Annotated in this window: 1 protein-coding gene; it reads right to left on the minus strand. The window is 70.0% G+C overall.

The genetic code is table 11. The annotated features are described in order from the left end of the window. Window positions 1-69: 69 nt before the first annotated feature. On the minus strand, window positions 70-840 hold a 771-nt coding region (locus FWJ25_RS20630), incomplete at its 5' end, for a cytochrome P450 (RefSeq protein WP_149601865.1).

Here is an 840-nt window from a genome sequence, read left to right on the forward strand (position 1 = left end):
TCAATTTACTTTATTGCTTGGCCGGCGCCGGCGACGTCGCACGCCACCGATGGATCCTATACAGCGCACTCACTGCTGCGCTCCGGCGGCGGCTGCTGCCTGCGCCACGCTCGGCGACGCCTGGCGCTTGACGAGCTTGGTGAAGGAGGTGCCCTCCACCTCGAAGTCGTCGTAGCGCCGGAACAGCTCGGCCAGCAGCATGCACGCCGTGTCCACCACCACCTCCTTGGCGGCGCACTGCTTGTTCCCGGGCCCGGGCTGCGCCGTCTCCGGCCCGTTGGACCAGAAGAGGTGCTGCAGCAGCCTGGCGCCCTCGTCGCCGAGGAAGCGTTCCGGCACGAACTCCTCGGGCCGCTCGAACACCTCGGGGTCCCGCATCGCCAGCGGCTGGTACCCGCACAGCACCTCGCCCGCGGACACCTGGTACGCGGCGCCGCCGTGGGAGCGCAGCACGAAGTCCCTGCGCGCGCGCCCGAACTGCMGCGGCACGGGCGGCTGCATCCGCAGCATCTCGTACACCGTCGACCGCACCAGCGGCATGCCCTCGCGGACGGTGGCGAACCCGAACTCGCCGTCTTTGCCCACCATGGCGCGCCGCACCTCGTCMCGCAGSCGCYCGCGCAGCGCCGRSGCGCCGCCGACCTTGGCCACGAGGAAGGGCAGGAACACGGAGAAGCCGCCGAAGGCGTTGAAGCCGAGCACGAACAGGATGTTGTTGATGGCGTCCTTCTTGCCGMTGCCGTGCTGCGCCTCGGCGTAGGCCACGGCCTCGGCGCCGTGCTTCTCGATGAAGCGGTASAGCACGTAGTAGCCCGGCCAGATGAGGAAGGAGGGCAGCGG

The organism is Marinobacter salinexigens, from assembly GCF_008370345.1.
Lineage (GTDB): Bacteria > Pseudomonadota > Gammaproteobacteria > Pseudomonadales > Oleiphilaceae > Marinobacter > Marinobacter salinexigens.